Origin of the sequence: Roseobacter sp. HKCC-CH-9208 (genome assembly GCF_037805125.1) — a bacterium.
In the GTDB taxonomy this organism is placed as follows: Bacteria; Pseudomonadota; Alphaproteobacteria; order Rhodobacterales; family Rhodobacteraceae; genus M30B80.
The window spans coordinates 1,905,114-1,922,816 of record NZ_JBBLYK010000001.1 but is presented as its reverse complement, the minus strand read 5'-3'; the positions used below and the strand labels follow the sequence as shown (position 1 = coordinate 1,922,816).

Genomic DNA, 17,703 nt, shown 5'->3' with positions numbered 1-17,703 from the left:
TGGGAGCTAAAATTGACACTAATTGATCCCAACGAAACACACGAAAAAAATTGCAAACATCCACATTTCACAGAGATTTTATACAGACTAGCTGAGCGATATTCATGTCGCGACTTTGATGGCTCTTCTATTGACCCCATGGAACTAGAAGAAATTATTGCGGACGGCCTTCAAGCACCATCTTCTTGCAATCAACAAAATTGGCATTTCATTGTTGTAGCAGATCCAGAGCGAAAGAAACACGCGAGGGAAATTTCTGGTGGAAATCACCATTTCGAATATTGCAGCGCGTTAATATACCTGTGCTTTCAGAAAGGCTGGACTCATGGAAATTTTTCTATTGTTCAGTCAGTCGCAGGCGCTTGCTACCATATGATGCTATCAGCACATTTGCGCGGCTATCAATGCATATGGAACGCAGGGATTGGCGATCAGGATGAGTTACGAAGTTTTCTCAAAGTACCAAAAAATTTTGAAATTCAGGGTGCACTAGCAATCGGAAAAGCTAAAAATAGCGCGCCAGTTATCAAAGCACCACGCCGCCCCGTGAATGAGGTTTTTTCATGGGAACACTTTGATCGTCCGTCAAACGCGACTTACCCAGTCATACCTGCCGATGACTATCCGTATTTCGAGATTACTAACAACGTTAACCCGTTCGCTGAATGGGATCCTGGAAATTGGTCATTAGCTCAGATTGCGGATTTTAGAGGGTACGCCGTGTGGGCCAAATCTCCCTTGGCGAATGTGTATGTTTCAAACAGACAAGGTGAGGCTCAGAGTGTCGAACACAGTCTGCTGCCAACCATTCGTGATGGTCGGGCGCTTGAAATCATGCCTTGGGGAGGAACATCAACAACAGCGCTTTGCAAAATCTTGGGGAATAAATGCAAACTTTCAGTAGCGGAACTTTCGTCTCACAACTTGACGTTCATTCGAGAGCGCTTGCTTCAAGAGGGGATAGCGCTTGATAACGTCTCATTTGAACTAATGCCCGACGGACGTCTTTTACATAAAAATCGCACCATAGACTTAGTAGTCATTCCGCAAATCCTTGAGCATTTGCCCGATCCCGAAAGATTATTAGATGAAGTGGCCCGTGTACTTAAAAAAGACGGTCATTTGGTTGTAAGTAGCCGAAATATGGCTTCTCAATATGGTAAACTGTGGCGCGATAAAGAGTCCAAAGCTCAAATTCCAAACCAAGGGCCGTTCACCCCAATTGAGGCCTGTGAACTAAAAAATTGGATATCAAGCCGTTTCGAAATCGAAGAGGAACTTGGTATTGGCCGATATCCCACTGGAGATGCAACACCTCTTTTGAACGATGATGCCCTACATGGACGCCTTTATGCCGTGCGAGCTCGGCTTAAGTAACGTGTGATACTGGAGCTAGCATGCGGGGAACATAGCGCCCCTTCCCCACGCTATCGTTAGTCAAGTCTCCATCTCTAAGTACGAACACTCCACGAGACAATGTATGTATAACTTTTACAGTCATTGTTTGCCCTTCTAACGTGGAATAGCCAGCATCAGAGGCTAAAGAGCCGTTACTAACTTTCCAACGAGCGTTCATATCTACAATCGCGAAATCCGCATCAGCACCCACTTCAATACGGCCTTTATTCTTAAGACCCATCCTGCGCGCTGGGTTTCGGCTAATAAGTGGCAAGATTTTATCAATAGAAATTGAACGCTCCTTTGACGCCGTCAACAAAGCCGGTATAAAAGTATCAAGGCCAGGAAATCCTGGTTGCGCCTTCCATATGCCACCCTGTTTAGAATCTATTGGGCGGTGAATATGATCGGTCGCAATAGTATCAATCTGGCCATTAACAATACCCGCCCAAAGCGCCTCCCGGTCACTCGCCATTCTCAGGGGTGGATTGACCTTACCAAGGGCACCGATATCACTATCAACATCATGAAGCAGGTATTGTATGCATGTTTCAATAGACACATCGGAGCCTGCATTTCGCTGCATGACTGCAGCCTCAAGAGCGGCTGCAGACGATGTATGCACACCGTGCACTTTTGAGCCCGTAATTTTCCCAAAATAGGAAGCGCGCGATAATGCCTCGGCCTCTACAAATGGAGGTCGTGTGGCATTCCAGGCTGCCAAATTATCGTTGTCAGGACCTTCTCTCCTCATCACACGGTCTCTTAAAACCCACGCAACCTCTATATTTTCTGGATGGGGGCACAACATACCGTTCTCGGCAGCAAGAGTTTCTAAAAGCCGATACATAAATCCGTCATCTGTGCCTGGCAAACCCAGGCGGGCGCCTTCTTCACCACGGATATTCATAAATAGTTTAGCGGTGGGGGATCCTTTACGGCAAAGAAATGGAACTTCTGAAAGCTGCGCCTCCGTGGCAATGACAAAATGAAATCCAAAATCAATTCTCGCTCCAGCTTCAGTAACCGATTTAAGTTCGTCAAAAACCGGAGTATATGGTTCTGAGCTCATTATATACGGAATAAAACATGTGACCCCGCCACACGCGGCTGCAGCGGTTTCAGTCATTGCATCGCTAGGCATCCTCGGACGCGAAATGTCGCTACCATGCCCAAGATGAATGTGTGCATCGATCGCGCCTGGCAAAATCGTCGTGCCGGTTACGTTGATAACTTCTTCCCCAGCCCCAGTTCCAGGTGCTACGATGGCATTTATTTTGCCTTTGGAGATTACAATATCAGCCGCAACCATTCCTTTTTGGTCGAGCCAGACATTCCCACCAGTAAGTACAAGTTCAGCCAAATCTTCACTCCTTTGGAAGGTTTACAACACGAAGCATGACTCACAAGAATTAAATATCAATCTATAAATTATGGCACTCATAAAAGGCGGTACAACAATCCGTGCGTGGCTTACGGCACAATGGTTCAAGGAGAAACTAGGTGAGTAATCTTAGAGATCAGAAAACTTTGGAACAGCGACGCAGAGAATTTCGTGAACTATGTATGTCACGTAGTGCTCTCATCGTGCCAGGTGCTGGAAACGCTCTGACCGCAAGGATAATTGAAGACACTGGATTCGAAGCTATTTATGTTACAGGCGCTGGTATTGCTAATACTTATCTCGGAGCACCCGACATCGGACTGGTAACCCTCACAGAGCTTGCTTACACAACTTCAGCGATTTCTGAGATTACCGATAAGCCATTAATTGTCGATATAGATACTGGGTTCGGAAATGCTTTGAACGCGCAACGCACCATGCGCGTTATCGAACGTGCTGGAGCTTTCGCAGTACAATTGGAAGATCAGGTTTTTCCCAAAAAATGTGGGCATTTTGAAGGGAAATCCATCATACCACTCAGCGAAGCGGTGAATAAAATCAAAGCGGTTTGCGACGTCAGAAATGATCCAAACACTATGGTGATCGCTCGCACCGATGCGAGGTCTATCGAGGGGCTTAATGGTGCGCTAGATCGCGCAGAAGCGTTCCTTGAGGCTGGAGCTGATATGACTTTTGTTGAGGCTCCGCAGACGGTGGAAGAACTGAAAGAGATCACGAAACGACTATCTGCACCTCAGGTAGCCAATATGGTCGTGGGTGGCAAAACACCTCTCATAAACCAAAAAGATCTCTTTGACCTAGGCTACTCAATAGTTCTTTACGCAAATACTCCTTTGCAAGCGGCAATGCGTGCGATGAGTAATGTTCTCAAGTCACTTAAAGAAACAGGCGATGTAAGCGAGGTTATCGATAGCCTTTCTGATTTTGCAGAACGTCAGAGATTGGTTGCAAAGTTTGAATACGACGCAGCGGAAAAGAAATATTCATCAGATTAATAAGATGCCGATCAATATGGAGTAACTCTACAGAGCATCAAAAAGCTCTGACAAATCTTCCGCTTTCTCAAGCCGCATTATTGCATTCCAAACGTCATCAGACTGCTCTAGACTCCAGGAACGCTTGGTAAGCGAATGATACTTAGATTTGATATCCTCAATGCTATAGGGGTCCGCCCAATCGCCGCGATTGGTTTCAGTACTGGCCTCCAAAATGCGTTCATCCTTAAAGTAAACTTTTACCTTCGCAGGTCGTTTATTAGGTAGCTGTGCACTCATAACTTTATCTTCAAAAACTCTTACTTTTGACGCCAACTTTGTGATCAGCTCATCACCGACTTTATCGATGGTGAAGCTATCTACTCCGCTTGATCCATTAATGAGCGTGGTGGCTACCGCAAATGGAACAGAAAACTTGGCCGCTAAAACATTTCGCGGTGCAGGATCATTTAGCTCTACTGCCAATCCATAGGTGAATACTTCTACTTTTTTGATCTCAGAAGTCGACATGCTGGGATGCTTGACCTGCAAAGCTTCAATCACATCCAACGCCGCATGATTGTAACGGCAACAAGAGTGCATTTTGAAATAGTTCCTCATCACTTCCCAACGTTCTCCAAGTTGATCTGAAAGTGCACTGTCATCAAAACTATCAGAGGCGACAGATCCAAACACATGCCCTACCCCGTTGCGATCACCTGAATATCCCACTTCTACTAGATCTGCGGCAATCAAACCCATCTTGTTTGAAATACCCGCAAAAACGTTTCGAACTGTCCCACCTTCCAACATCGTTTTTCGCGAGGTTGTAAGGCCAAGGTTTGCCGCAATATTCATAACTTCATAAATTTGTGTTTCGCTGGCATCTCTTAGATGCATCACCGCTACTGCTGCCCCAATTGCACCCCAAGTGCCATGTGGATGCATCGAAGGCCGTAAAGACGTTGCAATTCCAACTCGCGCTGCAGCCTCATACCCCAGCGTAATTGCTGTAAGCAGCTTTTTTCCAGATACTTTTTGAACCGAAGCCTCCGCTAGTGCCGCTGGAATGACATGCATTGCGGGGTGGCCTTTGCAAAATTGATTACCCTCATCCATTTCAAGGGTCGTACCAGCAGTGCCATTTAAAAAAGCAGCAATTTTTATGTCAGTTAAACTTTTTGAACCGATAATTATGGCAGGGCCATGACATCGGGACGAAAACTTTTCAGTTAACGAACGAACTTCTAACTCCTCCGCTCCCCCGACTATGGCGCCAATACTGTCACAAAGGATCAATGCCGTTTTATTTAAAACATCGTCTGGAACTGAAGCCTGTGCAAGAAACTCGGCAAAATTCAGCATATGCTTCATGGGTGTAGCCTTTCAAAAATTTGGGTTTAATGTTACTTAAAATTAAAAAAATCACAATAAAATCACTGCGTTTGGAGTGCCAAAATGAAGTCTGTTCTTGTAATTGTTCCATTCCCTATGACGCCAGAAAATCGCAGCCAGAGAGAAGAACAGCTGAATGCTGTAAAGTTAGGCCCAGACATATCTTTTACGTTTGAATCCGTTAAGTTAGCGCCACAAAATTACGTAAGCGCCTCAGACATGGCGCTGGCTGAGATAGGAGTTTTGGAGGCTGGTCTAGAAGCCGAAAAACGGGGATTTGACGCAGTATGCATTGACACGATGAGTGACAGTGGGGTGGCGGCCCTTAGGTCTGAATTGACTATACCAGTTATTGGTCCCGGACGAGCCTCGCTTCTAATGGCGATGATGCTGGGAAAACGTTTCTCAATTATTGCCCTGTGGCCGCACTGGAAGCACCTTTACACAAAGACGCTCGATGAGCTTGGTATAACCCATGCCTGCGCGTCAATCAGAGCATTAGATATAACGCCGAATAACCAAAGCCTGTTGACCGGAAAAGAATCCGACATCTTCCCAGCTCTTACAAAACTTGCATTACAATGCATCGAAACAGACGGAGCTGATGTCATAGTCTTAGGCTCTACCACTATGCATCAAGCCCACATGCATTTGGCTGAGGCGCTACCTGTCCCAGTTATAAACCCAGGTCCGCTTACATATGCTATGGCTGAGGCTTTGTTCGGCCTAAACCTATCACACAGTAGAACTGCCTACCCAAAATCTCCAAAACCGAAGCCGGAAGTGATACATGCTATGCTTGAAACTGCGTCTAAGTATGACCATTGAATGTTACTTGATAAAAAATAACAATTATCGACACTCAAGTTCGTTATAAATGCACTTTGATTGCTTGTGCTTTACTAACCGGTTTGCCGATAGATCAGACATGGTGTTTTCAAATCCTTAATTTTCCAAAAGGTGTAAATTGAAGATTATTAGAGCGTCAGAGTCCTACGAAATTGTCGTGATTGGAGGTGGAAATGCAGCACTGTGTTCTGCGATTAGTGCCGCTGAGGCTGGCGCAAGGGTTTTAATTCTAGAGGCTGCGCCAAAGGCTTACCGCGGGGGGAACTCTCGTCATACGCGTAATTTTCGATGCATGCATTCCGAGCCGTTAGGGCCTTTAATCGAAAGCTATAGCGAAGATGAATATTTTAACGATCTAATGAAAGTTACAAACGGCAAAACCGATCAAGGCCTTGCCCGAATGGTCATTCGCCAATCCGAGAAATGTATGCCGTGGATGGAGAGACACGGCGTAAGATTTCAGCCATCTTTATCCGGCACGTTGTCCCTTGCCCGGACAAACGCCTTTTTTCTCGGTGGCGGGAAAGCTCTTATCAATGCGTATTACCGCACGGCTGAAAATTTGGGAGTAGATGTCAAATACGATGCGAGTGTTACCCATCTTGAAATAGATGACGGCGAAGTCATCTATCTCGACTACATTCAGCACGAGCAATCTTATCGACTATCGCCAAAGGCTGTTGTTGTAGCATCAGGCGGATTTCAAGCGGACACCGATTGGCTCGCACGTGCCTGGGGCCCCGCTGCAAAGAATTTTCTAATCCGAGGCACGCCCTACAATCGTGGTGTAGTTCTAGACGACTTGCTCCGCCAGGGGCTAGAGCAAGTGGGAGACCCGACACAATGCCATGCTGTTGCTATAGATGGACGTTCGCCGAAATACGATGGTGGTATCGTCACACGGCTTGATTGTGTACCTTTCTCGATTGTCGTGAACAAGAATGCTGAACGGTTTTACGATGAAGGCGAAGACGTGTGGCCCAAACGTTATGCTATCTGGGGCCGGCTGGTCGCCGCTCAACCTGAGCAAATAGGCTATGCGATCATCGATGCAAAGTCACTTGAACTGTTCATGCCGTCCGTCTTCCCACCGATCAAAGCGGACACGATTGAGGATTTAGCATTAAAAATGGATCTACCCGCACAAAAGCTGCGAGCTACGGTAGACAAATTCAATGCAAGCTGTGGTGATACTACTGGCTTTCGTCCGACAGAATTGGATGGTGTAAGCACATCTGGCCTTAAACCACCAAAGACCAACTGGGCACGGCCCATTATAGAAGCACCTTTTTATGGTTACTCGCTACGCACTGGAGTCACATTCACGTACCTAGGCTTGAAGGTCGACGAGAACGCGCAATGTAGCGTTGGCAATCGCCCGGTAAGCAACCTTTGGGCTGCGGGTGAGACAATGGCCGGATCCATTCTGGGCCAAGGATATTTAGCGGGGTTTGGAATGACTATCGGTACCGTTTTCGGACGTATCGCCGGGAAAGAGGCTGCAAAGTATGTTAACTGATATGAAGGAAGAAGCGCGCCGGCAGGCTGAAATTTGCAATGCATGCCGCTACTGTGAAGGCTACTGCTCAGTTTTCCCTTCGCTTCATAGCAATCGAGAGTTTTCTGACGGAGAAATCATACAATTGGCAAATCTCTGTCACAATTGCCGTGGCTGTTACTACGCGTGCCAGTATACGGCTCCGCATGAGTTTGACCTAAACCTACCAGCCGCTCTAGCAGAGGTCAGGCAAGACAGCTGGGAGGCTTTTGCGTATCCGCGTTTTGTCGCAACCCATTTTCAAAAAAATGGGATGGCCATCGCTCTTGCAACCAGTCTTTGTTTCTCTGCTTTTTTCGTTGTGACCCAATGGCTTGGGCGAGGCAATGGAGAAGGATTTTACGCGTTCATCTCTCACGACCTAATGATTTTAATATTTGCACCTGCCTTCGTATTGCCACTTACCAGCCTCACAGTAAGTTTGCGTCGGTATTGGCTGGCTGTAGACGGAACGCGCATTAAACTTATCCATATTTACAATGCCCTCCGCGCTGCTGCTACTATGCATAATCTGGCTGGTGGGCATGGCGAGGGCTGCAATTTTGAAGACGAAGACCGCTTTACCCAAGCAAGGCGCGTTGCTCATCAATTAGTTTTGTACGGATTCTTGCTGTGCTTTGCGAGCACTTCCTCAGGGACCATTCTCCACTACATCTTTGACCTTCCAGCGCCACACGGTTTTTTCTCGTTGCCCAAACTTTTGGGCATGCCTGGCGGCCTGATGCTAACATGGGGCGCTATTTGGTTATTCCGCCTCAAACTTAAAGCTGATCCCAATTTAGGCTCAATGGCGGCGCGCAATGGGGAATTCGGGTTCATTGCCCTATTGGGGTTTGTGGCCGCTAGTGGCCTCGTTTTGTATATTCTTGGCCAGACCGCCTTAATGCCGCTGACTTTGGCGGTCCACCTAGGCGCAGTTCTTACGTTTTTTCTACTTACGCCATATACAAAAATGGTGCACGGCATTTATCGCTTTGCTGCGTTAGTGCGTGATGCGCAACGTAAAACGGGGTCAACCAATCCGTAATCTGAATGACGAGGGATACATTTGCCTTCTTCCAGCAGCCGCACTTTTTGACACGATTAGAGCAAGTATCTCAACTCCCGGGCACAATGCCCTTTTCGAGACCAGCACAATAATCGTAAACGCCTCCAACAGTTGTAATCCAAAGCTCGTCTCGGCGCTCCATTATATGCGTCAAAGCACGGCGCAATGCTCTGAGCCTATACGGGTGACCAAAGACAAATGGATGAGTAATTAATGTGAAAACAAGAGGCCGTTTTTGGGATAGGAACATCATTTCATCAAATTGGTCTTTGATCATCCTTTCAAACGACATCGCACTCTCTTGCCGAAAGACCATCGAAGGCGAGTCATTTAACTCAATTGAGTAAGGCACAGACATAATACGACCTTTACGTGTCCGCATCCAAAATGGCTGATCATCTGCCGGCCAATCCAAATTGAAGCAATATCCGGCCTCTTGCAGCAAATCTAATGTTACTTCGCTTTGTGCGAAATACGGCCCCATCCACCCTTTTGGTTGGTAACCAATCAGTTCAATGAGCTCTTCGGTAGCTTCCTGTATCAATTCACGTTCGTTTGGTTCATCCAAGACGTCTTGTCGTTCACCATTGGAACGGCCATGAGCAACTATTTCATCACCCCTTAGTTTTATCCTATCCAGCAGTTGCGGGTGACGCCTGAAAAGCGCGGAATTTGAATTATGCGATGCAGGAATTGAAAAATCGTCGAGCAAGTCAAAGAGATACCATTGACCAACTCTATTTCCATAGTCACGCCATGCGTAATTACGGTGTGTCTGAGGAGCGTTTAAAACCGCGCTATCAGATCCGATACCCTCTCGATAGGAAAATACTTCCAAGTTATTGCATAAACAGAAAGCTAATCTCTTCCCTTCCGGCCAGGTGTAATCCTGACGATCTGGCAAGGGGACATAGTCATAACGATTATGAGCACGCAGTTTCATTTCACATCTGATCAAAATAGTTTTGCAACGCTTCAGTCTCCTCAGTAACGGTCAGTCCCAACATAAGCAAAATTCGTGCCTTGTGAGCTGACAAGTTTTCTCCAGAAACAATACTGAATTCTTTCAAATGTAACCTTCGTGCAATCCTACCAGAAGCAACTCGGCTACATTGTACAACCGGGATACCTTTGGAAACCGCCCTCAGTAATTCTTTCCATTCTAGTGGAGATGTCATACCTGGGGCAAACCCGGCAGAAACTAAACCACGGGCACCAGCTTTTATACAAGCACGTGCAATTGTTTCATCACCACCAGCAACAGCATAAAGCACGTCTACCCGAGGTAGAGCAGAAAGGTGAGAAATAGAGAATTTGACATCACTACGAAGCGGCGCTCGTCTGACCCTTACCCCATCTGGATCTACCACGCCTAATGCTCCATAAGCTCCCGAAGAAAACGCATTGAGGCGATAAGTAGAGCCCTTAGCAACATCACGGGCACTATGAATTTCATCGTTAAAAACAATCAAAACCCCCATCGAACGTAACTTCTCATCGGTGGCCGTTCGGATTGCCGCTACGGCGTTGGACAATGCATCACTACCTACGGCTCCTAGCGGTCGCTGGGCACCTACAAGGACAACAGGGCGATCTAATTCGACTGTGAGATCGAGAAAGAAAGCCGTTTCTTCTAATGTTGCCGTTCCATGAAGTATGACTATCCCCGTTAATTCAGGTTTCTCATCAAATATATCTCGTACTAAGCGCGCTAGCTCTAACCAATCTGTTGGACCAATCTTGCTTGATCCAACTTCTCGAAAAGCGATTGCCTCTAAATCAGCAAAATCTACGAGTGGTTGTAATTCGGAAACCATCTCATTTGCGGTAAGCTTATGCCCAGTTTCAGGGTAATCTAACACATCAAAGGCGTGAGAAGCGCGAGTGGAAATCGTTCCACCACATCCGATTAAAGCTACCTTTTTTGAGGGCTTCATTGACTTCAACCCAAGCTTACTTCGCTGTTCAATAAGTCACACAGTGAGTTTGGAAGCAAGTAAGCTTGAAGCTTATCGAAGCAAAAACTAGTTCGTTTTACGAAAACAACTGATACAGACTTACTAATCTAAGCTTTGGCCCTATCACGATAGTAACATTCTTAACCGGCGAGCTTTACTGGAAATGATCATATTTAAAATCCTTCAAACCCTAGAATGGCGAGATCTTTGCACACAAAAAGAAACATTGGGTGCGCCCGTTGATCAGGCCGATGGGTATATCCATTTCTCCACCGCGGCACAGGTCGAGGAAACCTTGTCCAAACATTTTTCGGGTGTTAGCGGATTGGTGCTCATAGCCTATGAAGCCAGTATATTTGGCGACGCGCTGCGTTGGGAGGTGTCACGCGGGGGTGCCCTTTTCCCTCATTTGTATTCAAAACTGCCCTTGCGCGGGATTTTGTGGCATCACGAATTAAACTTACAAAATGGTGTTCATATCCTGCCCAATTTAAACGGTTGATTAAAGATTAGGACAGTTGATGTTTGATAAAGCTGCTCTCGCTGCGTTGCGCCTTATTTCTCCCGAACGGGCGCATGGCCTTGCGCTAACGGCGCTGAACATGGGGCTTGCCCCCCGAACGGGGCCGATTACCACCCCACGTTTGGCAGTAACTGTTGCAGGGATGAATTTCCCAAACCCACTTGGCCTTGCGGCGGGCTTTGACAAAAATGCCACCGCAATTGCGCCCTTAATGAAAACGGGGTTGGGGTTTATTGAGGTGGGGGCAATCACGCCGCAGGCGCAGCCAGGAAACCCGCAACCCCGCGTGTTTCGCCTGCCGCGTGACCGCGCAGTGATCAATCGCTTTGGCTTTAACAATGAAGGCATGGAGGCTGCATCCAAACGTCTTGCCGACCGCCCCCATCGCATTCCTTTGGGTTTGAATTTGGGCGCCAATAAAACCAGCACGGATCGCGCGGCAGATTACGCTTTGGTTTTGGCCCGTTGTGGGGGGATGATTGATTTTGCTACGATCAACATCTCCTCGCCCAACACCGAGAACCTGCGCGACCTGCAGGCCGCAGACCAGCTAGAACGCTTGTTGCAAGGGGTAATGGATGCAAATTTTGATCTCGCCCGTCCCGTGCCCCTCTTTGTGAAAATTGCACCTGACCTGACCAATGACGAGATTGACGCCATTGCAGAGCTTGCCTTGCGGATGCAGCTTGCGGGGATCATTGCCACTAATACCACCATTTCACGCGAGGGGTTGCGCGGGCGCCATCGGCGCGAAACAGGGGGCCTCTCAGGGCAGCCCTTGTTCGAGCGATCCACCCAAGTTCTGGCACGACTGTCGCAGCAAACAGGCGGCAAGATTGCCTTGATTGGTGTGGGGGGCGTGGCCAATGCGGATCAAGCCTATACCAAGATCAAGGCGGGCGCGCATTTGGTGCAGCTTTACACGGGGCTTGTTTATGGGGGTATGGGTTTGGTTGCCGATATCCTTCAAGGTCTTGACGCCGCTCTTGCGCAAGATGGCCATGACAGTTTGCAATCTGCCATCGGCACGGGGGTTGACGCATGGCTTTGACCGTCTGGCATAATCCACGCTGTTCGAAATCCCGTCAGGCTTTGGCATTGCTGACAGAGCGCGGCATAGAGTTTGACACGCGCGCCTATTTAGACGCTGCGCCCACCCATGCCGAACTGGCCGCAGTGATCGCAAAACTAGGCCGCCCTGCCCGCGATTTGATCCGCGCAAAAGAGGCCCGCGAAACGGGGGTGGATTTGACGGATGAGGCCGCAATCTTAGCTGCCATGGCCGATGATCCGCGCCTGATTGAACGCCCTGTTTTGATCAGTGAAACCGCCGCCGCGATTGGCCGCCCGCCTGAAAATATCCTTACGCTGCTTTAGGTCGCGCTGCGCTCAAGTGCGGGATAGCGCGCCCCAAGGCTGAGACCGCGCAGGATGAACATCCCCAACAACGCGGCCCATAACCCGTGATTTCCATAGGCGGGAATCAGCGTCAGGCACAGCATGACATAGCCTGCGAAAGATAGGGCCATCATGTTGCGCATGTCACGGGTGCGGGTTGCGCCAATGAATATCCCGTCCAAAATCCATGCTTGAAACCCAACAAGCGGCGCAAGCACCATCCAAAACAGGTAATCACGCGCCTCAATCCGCACTTCGGGCGCAGTGGTGAGAATATCAATAATCTCGCCTCCAAAGACCCAAAAAGCTGCGGCCATCACCACCGCGACACCGCCCGACCAAAGCGCCGTCATCATGGCGCTTCGGCGCAAGGCGGCGCGGTTTTTGGCCCCTAAGGATTTTCCAACAAGACTTTCGGCGGCAAAAGCAAACCCGTCCAACCCATAGGCGGTAATATGAATGAATTGCATAAGAATTTGATTGGAAGCGAGGGTCGTATCCCCTAAATCTGAGCCGATATAGATGAAGGAGGTAAACCCCGCCATCAGAAAGACGGAACGGATCAAAATATCGGTGTTGACCTGCGCCATATGCAACAGCCGCCCGCGATCAAAAACACGCGGCCAATCGCGCCATGCAGCCTGCGAAAATCCCGCGCGACACAGATAAAGCCCAAGCGCCAAGCCCGACCATTCTGCAATGGCCGTGGCCGCGGCCACACCATCGACATCATAGCCCAAACCCAACACAAACCCCACTGACAGCAGGATGTTCAACCCGTTCATCCAGAGCTGCAAAACGAACACGGCGCCTGTGCGTTCAGCGGCAATCAACCACCCCGTGATGCCATAAATCGCGATTGCAGCGGGGGCAGACCAAATGCGGATTGCCATGTAATCGCGCGCCAAAGCCTCGACCGCATCACTTGCGGGGGCTATCGCAAAAATTGCCGCGAAAATTGCCGATTGCAGCAGGATCAAAAGCACACCAGCCACCACGCCAATCATCAAAACACGCGACAGCAAAGCCGAGATTTCTGCCTGATCCCCTGCCCCATGGGCCTGCGCGGCCAAACCGACAGTGCCCATGCGCAAGAACCCAAAAATCCAAAATACAGTGGTCATGGATATCGCACCCAAGCCCACCGCGCCGATCATAGCCGCATCACCCAATTGGCCAACAACGCCCGTGTCGACCAAACCCAAAAGCGGCACTGTGATGTTTGACAGAACCACAGGCACGGCGATGCGCAACACCCGCGCATGGGTCAAGGGCGGGGTCTGATCCGTCATGGGGCTGTCACCAAGGCAAAATGGCCATGCGCCGCGGCAATGGGGGTGTCTGGATCACCTTGCCACATCGTGACCGAGACCGAGGCAAAACGGCGCCCCGCGCGGGTCAGCTGCGCCTTGGCAAACCCATCTTCGGGCAGGCCGCGGCGCAAATAATCCACAGTGAAATCAATCAACTTTGGCGGGCTTGTCAGCGGGATAGAAAGCGCATCTATAACATGGGTTTGCGCCGCGATCTGCAGTACCGATGCTGTAACCCCGCCATGCAGCGCGGGCAAAATCGGATTGCCAATCAAAACGCCACGATAAGGCAATTTGATCACCCCGCCCTCTTGGCCCTCTAGGCCCAAAAACCGCGCATAGGGCAGCTGGTTCAAAACCTGCTGCATCAGCCCTGCCTCTTTTGCGGGTTGACCATCTCCAAGACACCCTTGCCCTCTGGCCCATATTCGACCGTGAAACTGCCGCTGGCTTTGGCCAAAAGCGCGCCTGTCTCTTGATCAGTGGCCGCCACAGTGACAAAGGCCACATTTCCCCTGATGGCGTAACACTCCGCCTTGGCCAGAACTGTGCCTTTTGCACTCTGGCCCATCACATCGAGGCGCAGATCTAAGGTCGCGGTCGCAAGGGGTTTGCTGTCATGCGCCACCACTGCCGTGCCTGCACAGGTGTCCATCAGCGCCGTGAGTGCGCCTTCATGCAGCGCGCCCACCGCATCACAGAGATCAGGCAGAACCCGCATCGTCATCGCCGCAGTCCCAGATCCAAGGGCAACAATGTTCATCTGCAACGCCGCCGCATAGGACAGTTGCGTGATGAAACTTTGCGCGACATGGAGGGTATCCGACTGGTCGGAGGGCACGGGCATAATCCAACAAATTGGGGTTAATGATCTGCACCATCTAACGCGCGGCGCGTGCCCGCGGCAATGCGCAAATTACATCGATACCAATTCTATGATAAGCTGCGATCACATCATGGATCAGCCGAGGATGCCGCAAATGCCATCAGACGCCCCACAGCGCGAGGCCGATTTTCGCACCATCGGCGAGATGTGCGCCCTGTTTCAAGTGACGCCGCGCAGCCTGCGGTTCTACGAAAGCAAGGAGCTGTTGGCCCCCTTGCGTGTGGGACAAAAGCGGCTTTATTCCCGCAGCGACCAAGCGCGTCTTAAACTGATTTTACAGGGCAAACGGTTTGGCTTTAGCCTAGAGGCGATGCGACAATTGCTTGACCTTTATGCACTTGGCGACAATCAAGTGACGCAACTGGAAAGAAGCCTAGAAGTTGGGCGTGAAAGATTGCACGATATGCAGGCACAATATACCGAGTTAGGCCAAGCCATTCGTGATTTGCAAAGTCAAATTGATTTGGTGGCGCAAATGCTGGCAGACCGAAAATCGGATCAAGACCCACAGTCATAACGTGACATAAGGAAACCGAGCCGTGACCAACACCCTCTATTGTTTTGGGGAATCTGGAAATGCCTATAAAGCCGCGCTGTGCCTGACATTGGCAGGTGTGCCTTGGCAGCCCCGTTTTGTTGATTTCTTCAACGGCGAGGCGCGCGGTGCAGAGTTTCGCGCAATAAACCCAATGGGCGAAGTTCCCGTGCTAGATGCAGGGGGTAAAATCCTGACCCAATCAGGGTTGATACAAACTTGGGTTATGGATGAAACAGGCAAACTCGCAGGGGCGAGTGCCGCAGATCGTCAAGAAATCTTGCGGTGGATTTTGTTCGACAATCAAAAGGTTTCGGGCACTGCGGGGCCGTTGCGGTTCTTGATGAATTTCGCGCCCGAGGACAAACGTGATGCGGGCGTTATTGGATATTTGACGGGGCGGATGAAGGCGGCGCTTTCCATTCTTGAAGGGGTGCTCAGCACCCGCGACTGGATTGCCTGCGACAGTGTCTCAGCGGCGGATATCGCCTGCGCGGGCTATCTCTATTACCCTGAAAATTTCAATTTCACGCGCGCCGATTATCCTGCGATTTCGGCATGGCTGACCCGCTTGGCCCACCAACCCAATTGGGCACATCCCTATGACCTGATGCCTGCGCCAACATTGGGCAAAGATGACGGGTTTCGCGATGCATAAGCGCGAGGGCATTGCGTGACCGCGTTAGAGGAATATCAAAAACTAGAGGCCACAGGCCTTTGGCGCGATGTTGGCGACAGCCAACGCCGCGAAGTGTTGATCAATTTGGGCAACACTTCTTTGATCATATCGACCCTTTCAGAAACTGCGCTCACCCATTGGTCGCTGGCCGCAGTGATCCGCGTCAATCCAGGCGAGCTGCCCGCCCTTTATGTGCCTGTGGAGGGCAGTGACGAAAGCCTAGAGATCGCGGATGAGGACATGATCGCCGCAATCGAAAAGCTGCGCAGTATGATTGACCGCCATCGCCCCCATCCGGGGCGGTTGCGTGGTATTCTGGCGGCCATAATCGCCGCGGTGGTTCTGGGCTTGGGCCTGTTTTGGTTGCCTGATGCCTTGGTGCGCCAGACAGTGCATCTTTTGCCCGAGGCAAAAAAGCGCGAAATAGGTCAGGATATTCTCACAGAGATGATCCAACTGACGGGGCCAAGCTGCAATCAAACCGCGGGGCAAGCCGCGCTTGCAGCCCTTGCGCGGCGGGTGTTCATCGCCACGCCGACCGTGCCGCGGCTTGTGGTTCTGCGTGATGGTCTGCCCGCAAGCCTACATTTGCCCGGTGATTTGATCGTGCTGAACCGATCCGTGGTTGAGGATTACCATAGCCCTGATGTTTTGGCAGGGTTTTTATTGTCGGAATATATCCGCTTGATTGATAGCAACCCGACCCATGCACTGCTGCAAGAGGCGGGTTTGTGGGTTACATTACGACTATTGACTACAGGCCAGATTAGCGACAGCCATCTGGCTGCGCGCGCAGCTAGTTTGTTAACCGAAACACCAACAAATGTGACCGATGAGGCGCTTTTATCGCAATTCGCACAGGCTGAGATTTCCTCGCAGCCTTACGCCTACGCCCTAGATATTTCAGGCGAGGAAACTCTAAGCCTGATCGAGGCAGACCCCCTTCGTGCTACGCCAAACACACCATTATTAGATGATACCAGATGGGTTGCCCTACAGGAAATCTGCTCCAACTGATTAAGTCACTGAACGCGCGCCAAGTAGACCCCGGCCACTCGCGAGATCAATACTACAATCCGTGTTAACGCTTTGTTTCAGAAATGGCCGACCAAAGCCACGCATCCCAAACCAAAGCACTCTTTACTTGGTAGCGAATATCCGGTCCCCTGCATCTCCCAGACCCGGAAGGATATAACCCTTTTCGTTCAAGCCACGGTCCAAGGATGCCGTGAAAATCGGTACATCAGGGTGGCGAGCTTCGAATGCCCTGACGCCCTCAGGTGCGGCTAGCAATGTCGTCAGACTGATATCGACGGCCCCTTCTGATTTGATTTTATCCACCGCGGCAGCCGCGGAATTGCCCGTTGCCAACATAGGATCAAGGGCGATGACATGACGTTGGGACAGGTGCGAGGGCAGGTTGAGATAGTAATCCACGGGCTCAAGCGTTTCCTCATTGCGATACAGCCCGACAAATCCAACCCGCGCAGCAGGGATCACGGCGCGCATCCCCTCAAGCATTCCGTTGCCCGCCCGCAAAATCGAAATCAAAGCCAGTTTTTTTCCTACGAGTGTAGGGGCATCCATCACCTCAAGTGGTGTTTCAACGGCGGTGGTTGTAACCGCCAAATCGCGGGTGACCTCATAGGCCATCAGCATCGAAATTTCGGTCAAAAGCCGCGCGAAATCTTGGGAGGCGCAGTTTTTATCGCGCATCAAGCTCAGCTTATGTTGCACAAGCGGATGGGTCACGATGGTCAGTGTATCGAATTCTGTCATAGTCT

General features: G+C 50.0%; 19 protein-coding genes. 11 read left to right on the top strand and 8 right to left on the bottom strand.

What is annotated here, in order from left to right; genetic code table 11:
• Window positions 1-12: 12 nt before the first annotated feature.
• A complete protein-coding gene (locus tag AAC621_RS09650; protein WP_340254898.1) occupies window positions 13-1,377 on the top strand; it encodes a nitroreductase family protein in 1,365 nt (454 codons plus the stop codon).
• Here the strand turns inward: AAC621_RS09650 and AAC621_RS09645 are convergent.
• Window positions 1,370-2,761, bottom strand: a complete 1,392-nt coding sequence (locus AAC621_RS09645; RefSeq protein ID WP_340254895.1) for a dihydroorotase — start codon at window positions 2,759-2,761, stop codon at window positions 1,370-1,372. The genes AAC621_RS09650 and AAC621_RS09645 overlap by 8 nt on opposite strands.
• 140 nt (window positions 2,762-2,901) lie before the next feature.
• Here AAC621_RS09645 and AAC621_RS09640 point away from each other — a divergent pair, with 140 nt between their 5' ends.
• Window positions 2,902-3,798 (top strand): isocitrate lyase/PEP mutase family protein, encoded by an 897-nt coding sequence (locus tag AAC621_RS09640; protein ID WP_340254892.1) that lies wholly within the window; start codon window positions 2,902-2,904, stop codon window positions 3,796-3,798.
• A 27-nt stretch (window positions 3,799-3,825) separates the two neighbouring features.
• Here AAC621_RS09640 and AAC621_RS09635 read toward each other — a convergent pair whose 3' ends face one another.
• A complete protein-coding gene (locus AAC621_RS09635) occupies window positions 3,826-5,151 on the bottom strand; it encodes an MmgE/PrpD family protein (RefSeq protein ID WP_340254889.1) in 1,326 nt (441 codons plus the stop codon).
• A gap of 84 nt (window positions 5,152-5,235) precedes the next feature.
• Here AAC621_RS09635 and AAC621_RS09630 point away from each other — a divergent pair, with 84 nt between their 5' ends.
• From AAC621_RS09630 to tcuB, 3 genes are all read left to right on the top strand, one after another.
• Window positions 5,236-6,000 (top strand): aspartate/glutamate racemase family protein, encoded by a 765-nt coding sequence (locus AAC621_RS09630; protein WP_340254885.1) that lies wholly within the window; start codon window positions 5,236-5,238, stop codon window positions 5,998-6,000.
• 139 nt (window positions 6,001-6,139) lie between these two features.
• Window positions 6,140-7,540 (top strand): FAD-dependent tricarballylate dehydrogenase TcuA, encoded by a 1,401-nt coding sequence (gene tcuA, locus AAC621_RS09625; protein WP_445322502.1) that lies wholly within the window; start codon window positions 6,140-6,142, stop codon window positions 7,538-7,540.
• The gene (tcuB, locus tag AAC621_RS09620) at window positions 7,530-8,606 is read left to right on the top strand and encodes a tricarballylate utilization 4Fe-4S protein TcuB (protein ID WP_340254882.1); all 1,077 of its coding nucleotides are present in this window, start codon (window positions 7,530-7,532) and stop codon (window positions 8,604-8,606) included. The genes tcuA and tcuB overlap by 11 nt, the downstream gene beginning before the upstream one ends.
• Window positions 8,607-8,676: 70 nt before the next feature.
• Here the strand turns inward: tcuB and AAC621_RS09615 are convergent, their stop codons facing one another.
• Together AAC621_RS09615 and AAC621_RS09610 are read right to left on the bottom strand one after the other, a co-directional pair.
• Window positions 8,677-9,570 (bottom strand): polysaccharide deacetylase family protein, encoded by an 894-nt coding sequence (locus tag AAC621_RS09615; RefSeq protein ID WP_340254879.1) that lies wholly within the window; start codon window positions 9,568-9,570, stop codon window positions 8,677-8,679.
• A 1-nt stretch (window position 9,571) separates the two neighbouring features.
• Window positions 9,572-10,564 carry an asparaginase gene (locus AAC621_RS09610; RefSeq protein WP_340254876.1) on the bottom strand — a complete coding sequence of 331 codons (993 nt, stop codon included), beginning with the start codon at window positions 10,562-10,564 and terminating at the stop codon, window positions 9,572-9,574.
• A gap of 184 nt (window positions 10,565-10,748) precedes the next feature.
• On the opposite strand from AAC621_RS09610, the gene AAC621_RS09605 reads away from it, so the two are divergent.
• The 3 genes from AAC621_RS09605 to arsC are packed head-to-tail and all read left to right on the top strand — an operon-like array spanning window position 10,749 to window position 12,485.
• On the top strand, window positions 10,749-11,087 hold the full coding sequence (locus AAC621_RS09605) for a DUF952 domain-containing protein (protein ID WP_340254873.1): 339 nt from the start codon (window positions 10,749-10,751) through the stop codon (window positions 11,085-11,087).
• A gap of 19 nt (window positions 11,088-11,106) precedes the next feature.
• Complete coding sequence (locus AAC621_RS09600) at window positions 11,107-12,159, top strand: quinone-dependent dihydroorotate dehydrogenase (protein WP_340254870.1); 1,053 nt, start codon at window positions 11,107-11,109, stop codon at window positions 12,157-12,159.
• Window positions 12,150-12,485 carry an arsenate reductase (glutaredoxin) gene (gene arsC, locus AAC621_RS09595; protein WP_340254867.1) on the top strand — a complete coding sequence of 112 codons (336 nt, stop codon included), beginning with the start codon at window positions 12,150-12,152 and terminating at the stop codon, window positions 12,483-12,485. Before AAC621_RS09600 ends, arsC begins: the two co-directional genes overlap by 10 nt.
• Here the strand turns inward: arsC and AAC621_RS09590 are convergent.
• The 3 genes from AAC621_RS09590 to AAC621_RS09580 are packed head-to-tail and all read right to left on the bottom strand — an operon-like array spanning window position 12,482 to window position 14,660.
• Window positions 12,482-13,798, bottom strand: coding sequence for an MATE family efflux transporter (locus AAC621_RS09590; protein ID WP_340254864.1), 1,317 nt, complete (start codon window positions 13,796-13,798; stop codon window positions 12,482-12,484). The two genes, arsC and AAC621_RS09590, sit on opposite strands and share 4 nt — an antisense overlap.
• Window positions 13,795-14,187, bottom strand: a complete 393-nt coding sequence (locus tag AAC621_RS09585; protein ID WP_340254861.1) for a PaaI family thioesterase — start codon at window positions 14,185-14,187, stop codon at window positions 13,795-13,797. Before AAC621_RS09585 ends, AAC621_RS09590 begins: the two co-directional genes overlap by 4 nt.
• A complete protein-coding gene (locus AAC621_RS09580; protein ID WP_340254858.1) occupies window positions 14,187-14,660 on the bottom strand; it encodes a PaaI family thioesterase in 474 nt (157 codons plus the stop codon). Before AAC621_RS09580 ends, AAC621_RS09585 begins: the two co-directional genes overlap by 1 nt.
• A 139-nt stretch (window positions 14,661-14,799) precedes the next feature.
• On the opposite strand from AAC621_RS09580, the gene AAC621_RS09575 reads away from it, so the two are divergent.
• Genes AAC621_RS09575 through AAC621_RS09565 form a run of 3 tightly spaced genes read left to right on the top strand, consistent with a single transcriptional unit; the run spans window position 14,800 to window position 16,936 of the window.
• Window positions 14,800-15,222: a MerR family transcriptional regulator gene (locus AAC621_RS09575; protein WP_317655448.1), complete on the top strand. Its 423-nt coding sequence runs from the start codon at window positions 14,800-14,802 to the stop codon at window positions 15,220-15,222.
• A 22-nt stretch (window positions 15,223-15,244) separates the two neighbouring features.
• On the top strand, window positions 15,245-15,898 hold the full coding sequence (locus AAC621_RS09570; protein ID WP_340254854.1) for a glutathione S-transferase family protein: 654 nt from the start codon (window positions 15,245-15,247) through the stop codon (window positions 15,896-15,898).
• A 15-nt stretch (window positions 15,899-15,913) separates the two neighbouring features.
• Window positions 15,914-16,936 (top strand): hypothetical protein, encoded by a 1,023-nt coding sequence (locus AAC621_RS09565; protein ID WP_340254851.1) that lies wholly within the window; start codon window positions 15,914-15,916, stop codon window positions 16,934-16,936.
• 123 nt (window positions 16,937-17,059) lie between these two features.
• Here the strand turns inward: AAC621_RS09565 and upp are convergent, their stop codons facing one another.
• Window positions 17,060-17,698: a uracil phosphoribosyltransferase gene (gene upp, locus AAC621_RS09560; protein WP_340254848.1), complete on the bottom strand. Its 639-nt coding sequence runs from the start codon at window positions 17,696-17,698 to the stop codon at window positions 17,060-17,062.
• Window positions 17,699-17,703 lie beyond the last annotated feature (5 nt).

What these genes read in the sequence shown, in the direction of transcription:
- AAC621_RS09635 (WP_340254889.1), bottom strand. Translation starts at nt 5,151, where the DNA reads ATGAAGCATATGCTGAATTTTGCCGAGTTTCTTGCACAGGCTTCAGTT.
- AAC621_RS09630 (WP_340254885.1), top strand. Translation starts at nt 5,236, where the DNA reads ATGAAGTCTGTTCTTGTAATTGTTCCATTCCCTATGACGCCAGAAAAT.
- tcuB (WP_340254882.1), top strand. Translation starts at nt 7,530, where the DNA reads ATGTTAACTGATATGAAGGAAGAAGCGCGCCGGCAGGCTGAAATTTGC.
- AAC621_RS09615 (WP_340254879.1), bottom strand. Translation starts at nt 9,570, where the DNA reads ATGAAACTGCGTGCTCATAATCGTTATGACTATGTCCCCTTGCCAGAT.
- AAC621_RS09610 (WP_340254876.1), bottom strand. Translation starts at nt 10,564, where the DNA reads ATGAAGCCCTCAAAAAAGGTAGCTTTAATCGGATGTGGTGGAACGATT.
- AAC621_RS09605 (WP_340254873.1), top strand. Translation starts at nt 10,749, where the DNA reads ATGATCATATTTAAAATCCTTCAAACCCTAGAATGGCGAGATCTTTGC.
- AAC621_RS09600 (WP_340254870.1), top strand. Translation starts at nt 11,107, where the DNA reads ATGTTTGATAAAGCTGCTCTCGCTGCGTTGCGCCTTATTTCTCCCGAA.
- arsC (WP_340254867.1), top strand. Translation starts at nt 12,150, where the DNA reads ATGGCTTTGACCGTCTGGCATAATCCACGCTGTTCGAAATCCCGTCAG.
- AAC621_RS09590 (WP_340254864.1), bottom strand. Translation starts at nt 13,798, where the DNA reads ATGACGGATCAGACCCCGCCCTTGACCCATGCGCGGGTGTTGCGCATC.
- AAC621_RS09585 (WP_340254861.1), bottom strand. Translation starts at nt 14,187, where the DNA reads ATGCAGCAGGTTTTGAACCAGCTGCCCTATGCGCGGTTTTTGGGCCTA.
- AAC621_RS09575 (WP_317655448.1), top strand. Translation starts at nt 14,800, where the DNA reads ATGCCATCAGACGCCCCACAGCGCGAGGCCGATTTTCGCACCATCGGC.
- upp (WP_340254848.1), bottom strand. Translation starts at nt 17,698, where the DNA reads ATGACAGAATTCGATACACTGACCATCGTGACCCATCCGCTTGTGCAA.